We start from the raw sequence: 5,631 nt of genomic DNA, 5'->3' as shown, positions 1-5,631 counted from the left end.
GTCGAGATGAACGGCGCCGACGGTCTTGGCCAGCTCGACCTCGCGCGTGCGACGCACCGAGCCGACCGAGACGGTCGAGACGAAGCGGCGGTTGGTGCCGGCAAGCGCGGTGCCGGACTCCCGTGACGGGTCCTCCAGCACGACGATGCGGGTGATGAAGCTCTGCGCGGTGGCGCGGTGCTTCTCGATGGCGGCTTCCGGAATGGTGGTCAGGCCGGTATCCATGAAGGGTGCTCCGTGGTGTGACGGTCAGACGTCTGAGATGACCTGTCCGTTGGACAGGATATGAACCTTGTAGCCGGCAAAAATCTTCTGTGCTTCGCCGGCGGCGTAGAGTGCCTGATAGGCCTCGTGCGGAATCAGCGCATGGTTTTCATAGCTCGACACGCCCTGACGCGCGGCTTCCAGATCATCAGTGTTGATGAAGAATTCCTGCGTTGTCTTCTCACTCGAAAACAGGCCCTTGCGGCCGGGTTTCTCGCTCTTGGAATAGACCTCCTGGATCGTCCAGGTCAAAAGCCAGGCATTTTGCGGCTTGCGCACCTTGGCCAGAACCTCGGTCACCGTCGAATTGTTGTCGGTAATCCCCACCGAATAGAACGGGCCGAGCACGACGCGGCGCAGCTGCTTGGGGTGCAGCGGTTCGAAATCCTTGTCGAGGTTGACCGCGATGGTCGCCGGCGACAGCGTATAGGCGGAGTTCTTCTCGGTGAAATCGTCGAAACGATGGGCAAGCTCGGGATTGAGCAGGCCGTCGACCGGCAGCGGAATGTCGACCGTCTCGTTGAGTTTGCCGTTCCTGTCGACAAGCTGGCGGATCATCGCGTCGGAAGAATCCTCCACCGTCACCATGTAGACCAGAGGCAGGTTGGCGCTGCCGTCGAACGTCGCCCAATGGACGAGATAATAGGGCCGTCCCGTCTTCGGATTGACCGAGACCTTGGCGGTTTGCGCCAGCGTGAAGGAACCGAAGGTGTTCTCGCTTTTCACGTCCTCGAGATAGAGCCGCTCGGCCATCGACTTCTGCAGCGCCTCGGGGAATTCCTTGTGGCGCAGGATGAAGTCGGCCATTTCCTCGCGCAATTCGCCGGCGAGCGGGATGTTGGCAAGCCGCGCGTCGGCCTGGCGGCGGTCGTTTTCCAGTTCGAGCAGGTTCTGGAACACCGGGAATCCGCTTTCGGCCCGCGAAATGCGGAACGTGTCCATGAAGCCCAGCCGGTTGCGCCAGCAGGAAAACGACTTGTCGAGCCGGGCGATGTATTCGGCGACGATCTTGGCGACGATGCCGTGCCGGTAAAGCGGCGAGCGATCGTCGCGCATGAACACTTCAAGGCCGCTCAGCGCGGCCGTGATGGCGGAGAAATATCGTGCCGCCGCTTCGTTTTCGGGGGTCATGCCTGTGCGCTCGCGGGCAGTCCTATCACCCCTAAGACTGCACGTAGTTTGCCGAATTGTGCTTCTTCAGCACCTCGTCGAAGCGGCGGGCAAAGGCATCGTCGGCCAGCTTCTTGCGGCGCTGGATGTCGGCGGTGGCGACCATGTTCTTCTCGTGCATCTCGAGTAGGTCGCCGATGTGTTTTTGCGAAGCAGCACCGATGCCGGCCATGGTTTCCTCGGCGGTGTTGTCGACCTGGCTGCCCAGCGTGTTGATCTTGTGGGCGACGTCCTGCTGGGCGGCGGTCTTCAGCGAATCTTCCAGCGCCTTGTAGAGCACGATGCGCTGCTCGGTATCGATGGTCAGCTTGTTGATCAGCGTCGATTGCGCGGCGATCTGGTTGTTGAGCGAATCGACGAAGGTCTGGAACATCGAGGTGTAGCGCTCGAGCGTCTGGCTCTCGGCCAGCAGCTCCTGCTCCTTGGCCTGCTTTTCGTTGTATTCCGTCGCCAGCTTGGAGCGTTCGCCTTCGAGCTGCGTGCGGTCCTTCTGGCTGGTCGAAGCGGCGATCTTGTTTTCGATGTCGAGCAGCATCGGGTTGAGCTCCTCGATGCGCTTCTGCACGGCTTCGAGGTTGGTCATGGTGGTCTTGCGGCGCTCGATCACCTGCGACAGGCTGGTTTCCGAGGTCTTGTAGCGCTGGTCGAGGACCTCTTTCTGCGCCTTCAATATGCCGACGATGGTGTCGGATTTGACCAGCAATTCCTGCAGATTGCCCGCCAGCGACATGTTGCGGACGCGGTCGGTGCGCATGCGCTGCTTGCTCTGGCTGGCGAAGATACCGATGAATTTTTCCCAGCCGGTGTAGTTCTTCATGCTCTCGAACTCGGAGCCGAAGACGTTGGTGGCGTCCTCCAGGCCGATGATCAGGTCGGCAATGTTGCCTTCCATCACCTTTTGCTGCTTCAGCACATCCTCGATGCGGGCGTTCTCGAGGTCGAAATTGGCGTCGCCGATCTTCTTGTCCGATGTGGCGAGCGTATCAAGCATGGTGCCGGACTGCTCGATCTTGGAGCGCATGTCCTGCACGACCTGCTTGGTCTTGGCAATTTCGGCGTCGAAATTCTGCAATGTCGCCATTGGGGCCTCCCGCTTCGGCATGACGTCGCTGGTCGCGAACAGCGGCGAATATATGTGGGGCATCGGGGGATTGAAAGACGTGACAACAAGGGCGGCGTGAAAACAAAAGAATCCATCAGGGTCTTGAAAACCAGTGAAGGCGGGGGCCTGGCGTGATTAGCTTGCCTGCCAGCCGTAGTTCAGCTGTCATTGAACTTTCATGCGGCAAGCCGAGGGCGCACGGATGCCTTTGTATTCGGCAAACGACTGAAGCAATCGCGGCCGCGATATGCGAGGGGAAAGCCGGTTTTACAGAGCTGATGAACAGCGGATCAAGGCTTGGGATCGGCCTTCAGATAGGCGATGACATTGGCGATGTCGTCGTCATTGGTCAGGCCGCCGAAGGCCATCTTGTTGCCCGGCACCTTCAGCTTTGGGGCCTTGAGATACTCGGCGAGATTGGCTTCATCCCAGACCAGGCCGGCGGCGCCGGCACTCTTCATCGCCTCGGAATAGTGGCCAAGAAAGCTCTCTGCGCTGCCGGCGGTGCGGCCAACGACGCCCAACAGATGCGGACCGACCTTGTCGCGGTCGGTGGCTGCGTCATGGCAGGCCATGCATCGGTTGAAGACCTTCTTGCCCAGGGCAGGATCACCGCCGGCATGGGCTACGAGCGAGCTGGCAAGGAGAAGGATACTGGCGAACGAAGCGTCTCGAAGCATGGCTGACCCCGGGGAGCTCTGGCTGGCTGCGTTATAGTACCGAGGCCTTAAGAAACGCTGCATCGGGCCGGGGTCAAGGCCGCCGACCGTCAGCCCTTGATAAAGCCGATGAAGTCGTCTGGCGCGGCGCGGCCCATCTCTTCCTCCCAGTGGCGGCGGCAGAGCGAGACATAGACGTCCTTGCCGATCGCCACCTGCTCGCCCTGGCGCGCCACCTTGCCATCGGGGCCGAGGCGCACGACCATCGTCGCCTTGCGGCCGCATCGGCAGATGGTGCGCACTTCGCGCAAATCGTCGGCGATGGCCAGCAGCGCGCGCGAGCCGGAAAACAGCTTGCCCTGGAAATCGGTGCGCAGGCCGTAGCACATGACCGGGATGTTCAGCCGGTCGGCGATGCGGGCGAGCTGCCAGACCTGCTCTTCCTCGAGGAACTGCGCCTCGTCGACGAAGACGCAATGCACCGACGTATGCGCGTGATGAGCGGCGACGCGGGCGAACAGATCGTCGCCGTCGCGAAACATCTCGGCTTCCGTCTCCAGGCCTATGCGCGACGAGATCAGGCCTGTATCGCCCTTGCGGTAGTGGCCGGCGACGAACAGCATCGTGCCCATGCCGCGCTCGCGGTAATTGTAAGAGGCCTGCAAGAGCATCGTCGTCTTGCCGGCGTTCATCGTCGCGTAGTGGAAGTAAAGCTTGGCCATGCCGCTCTTTTAAGCCGACTTGGCCTGACACGGGGAGGGGCCAGAGCGGCATTCCCCTGAAAAAGCCGGCTGGCCAGACAAAAGCGCCTGATGTGTCGCTGATTGGCCAGCCCGCGCCGTTGATCGTGATTGTCTTAATGCTTGAAACCACACCAGAATGGTGTTTGGCTGACGAAACAAGGCGGGCATAGAAACCGTAGCTACGCTTCGCCAAAGAATCACAATGGGAGACTGTCTATGTCGCGTATGAACTCTTTCGTCGCCGGCCTCGGCCTGGCGGCTTTTTTGTCAACCAGCGCTGCCTACGCCGGTGATCCGGCAAGCTGCAAGGCGGTGCGCCTTTCCGACGTCGGCTGGACCGACATCCAGGCGACGACCGGCGTCGCCTCCGTGCTGCTGACCGCGCTCGGCTATGAGCCGCAAACGATCCAGCTGTCGGTGCCGGTGACCATGGCGTCGCTGAAGAACAAGGATCTCGACGTGTTCCTCGGCAACTGGATGCCGTCGATGACCAACGACATCAAGGACTATACAGCCGACGGTTCGGTCGAGACGATCAGCACCAACCTGACCGGCGCCGGCTACGGCATCGTCGTGCCGACCTATGTCGCCGACGCCGGCGTCAAATCGCTGACCGATATCGGCAAGTTCAAGGACAAGTTCAACGGCAAGATCTATGGCATCGAGGCCGGCAATGACGGCAACCGCATCATCCTCGACATGATCAAGAACCCGAAGGACAATCTCGAAGGCTTCGAGCTGGTCGAATCCTCGGAAGCCGGCATGCTGACGCAGGCCGAGCAGTCGATGAAGAACAATGAATGGATCGCCTTCCTCGGCTGGACGCCGCATCCGGTGATGGGCGCCATGAAGATCACCTATCTCGACGGCATGGGCGACAGCGGCTTCGGCGCCGCCACCGTCTACACCAATGTGCGCAAGGGCTACACCACCGAATGCCCGAACGCCGGCAAGTTCATCGCCAACCTGAAGTTCAACCTGGACATGGAAGGCGAGATGATGGACGCGATCCTCAAGGGCGGCGACGCCAATACGGTTGCAACCGACTGGCTGAAGAAGCACCCGGATGCCGTTGCCCCGTGGATAGCCGGCGTGACCACCTTCGACGGCGGTGACGCTGCCGCCGCCATCAAGACCGCGCTCGGAAGCTGAGCCGACTGAATTCGGCAAAGCCGAACCAGGAAGGGCAGCCATCTTAGAAAAGGCTGCCCTTTTTCATATCCTGTGACAAGATGACGACGGCCGAGGCCGAGGGGCAGGGCGGTCTCCTGCACGAGAGGGGCGATATGGATCCGATTTCGAAATTCATGGTCGATCACAAGATTCCGATCGGCGCCTGGGGAAAGGCCTTCTTCGGTTTCCTCACCGACAATTTCGACACTGTGTTCAGGGCCTTTTCGAATGGCCTCAATTTCCTGCTCGACGGGCTGGTCGGCATCCTCTTGATGGTGCCGCCGGTGCTGCTGGCGCTGGTCATCGCCGTTGTCGCCTGGCTGCTGCAACGCTCGCGACCGCTTGCCATCGGCGTCTTTCTCGGCCTGATCTTCATCATCAACCAGAACCTTTGGAAGCAGACGGTGCAGACGCTGGTGCTGGTCGTCGCGGCCGCTGCCATGGCCATGGCCATCGGCGTGCCGCTCGGCATCTGGGCAGCGCACAAGCCGAAGGTCTACCGCGTCATGCTGCCGGTGCT

The 5,631-nt window shown here is 60.9% G+C and carries 5 protein-coding genes and 2 pseudogenes; 2 read left to right on the top strand and 5 right to left on the bottom strand.

Going from position 1 to position 5,631, the window contains the following annotated elements; genetic code table 11:
* From ENZ74_RS19770 to ENZ74_RS19750, 5 genes and pseudogenes are all read right to left on the bottom strand, one after another.
* Positions 1 to 225, bottom strand: a pseudogene (locus ENZ74_RS19770) (AAA family ATPase); the annotation flags it as partial.
* Positions 226 to 249: 24 nt separating this feature from the next.
* Entirely contained in the window at positions 250 to 1,395 is a 1,146-nt protein-coding gene (locus tag ENZ74_RS19765) for a hypothetical protein (protein WP_063168855.1), read from the bottom strand.
* A gap of 31 nt (positions 1,396 to 1,426) precedes the next feature.
* On the bottom strand, positions 1,427 to 2,515 hold the full coding sequence (locus ENZ74_RS19760; protein ID WP_127312938.1) for a hypothetical protein: 1,089 nt from the start codon (positions 2,513 to 2,515) through the stop codon (positions 1,427 to 1,429).
* A gap of 311 nt (positions 2,516 to 2,826) precedes the next feature.
* On the bottom strand, positions 2,827 to 3,216 hold the full coding sequence (locus ENZ74_RS19755; protein WP_063168854.1) for a cytochrome c family protein: 390 nt from the start codon (positions 3,214 to 3,216) through the stop codon (positions 2,827 to 2,829).
* Between the two features lie 89 nt (positions 3,217 to 3,305).
* Complete coding sequence (locus tag ENZ74_RS19750; RefSeq protein ID WP_013529955.1) at positions 3,306 to 3,917, bottom strand: thymidine kinase; 612 nt, start codon at positions 3,915 to 3,917, stop codon at positions 3,306 to 3,308.
* Between the two features lie 237 nt (positions 3,918 to 4,154).
* On the opposite strand from ENZ74_RS19750, the gene ENZ74_RS19745 reads away from it, so the two are divergent.
* Both ENZ74_RS19745 and ENZ74_RS19740 read left to right on the top strand, forming a co-directional pair.
* Positions 4,155 to 5,090: a choline ABC transporter substrate-binding protein gene (locus ENZ74_RS19745; RefSeq protein WP_013529956.1), complete on the top strand. Its 936-nt coding sequence runs from the start codon at positions 4,155 to 4,157 to the stop codon at positions 5,088 to 5,090.
* 134 nt (positions 5,091 to 5,224) lie between these two features.
* Positions 5,225 to 5,631: pseudogene (locus ENZ74_RS19740) on the top strand (choline ABC transporter permease subunit); the annotation flags it as partial.

It is taken from the genome of Mesorhizobium sp. M7A.F.Ca.CA.002.15.2.1 (assembly GCF_003998715.1).
GTDB classification, from domain to species: Bacteria; Pseudomonadota; Alphaproteobacteria; order Rhizobiales; family Rhizobiaceae; genus Mesorhizobium; species Mesorhizobium ciceri.
Note: the sequence above shows the minus strand (reverse complement) of the source record. Positions and strands in the feature narration are given on the sequence as shown.

What these genes read in the sequence shown, in the direction of transcription:
- ENZ74_RS19760 (WP_127312938.1), bottom strand. Translation starts at nt 2,515, where the DNA reads ATGGCGACATTGCAGAATTTCGACGCCGAAATTGCCAAGACCAAGCAG.
- ENZ74_RS19755 (WP_063168854.1), bottom strand. Translation starts at nt 3,216, where the DNA reads ATGCTTCGAGACGCTTCGTTCGCCAGTATCCTTCTCCTTGCCAGCTCG.
- ENZ74_RS19765 (WP_063168855.1), bottom strand. Translation starts at nt 1,395, where the DNA reads ATGACCCCCGAAAACGAAGCGGCGGCACGATATTTCTCCGCCATCACG.
- ENZ74_RS19750 (WP_013529955.1), bottom strand. Translation starts at nt 3,917, where the DNA reads ATGGCCAAGCTTTACTTCCACTACGCGACGATGAACGCCGGCAAGACG.
- ENZ74_RS19745 (WP_013529956.1), top strand. Translation starts at nt 4,155, where the DNA reads ATGTCGCGTATGAACTCTTTCGTCGCCGGCCTCGGCCTGGCGGCTTTT.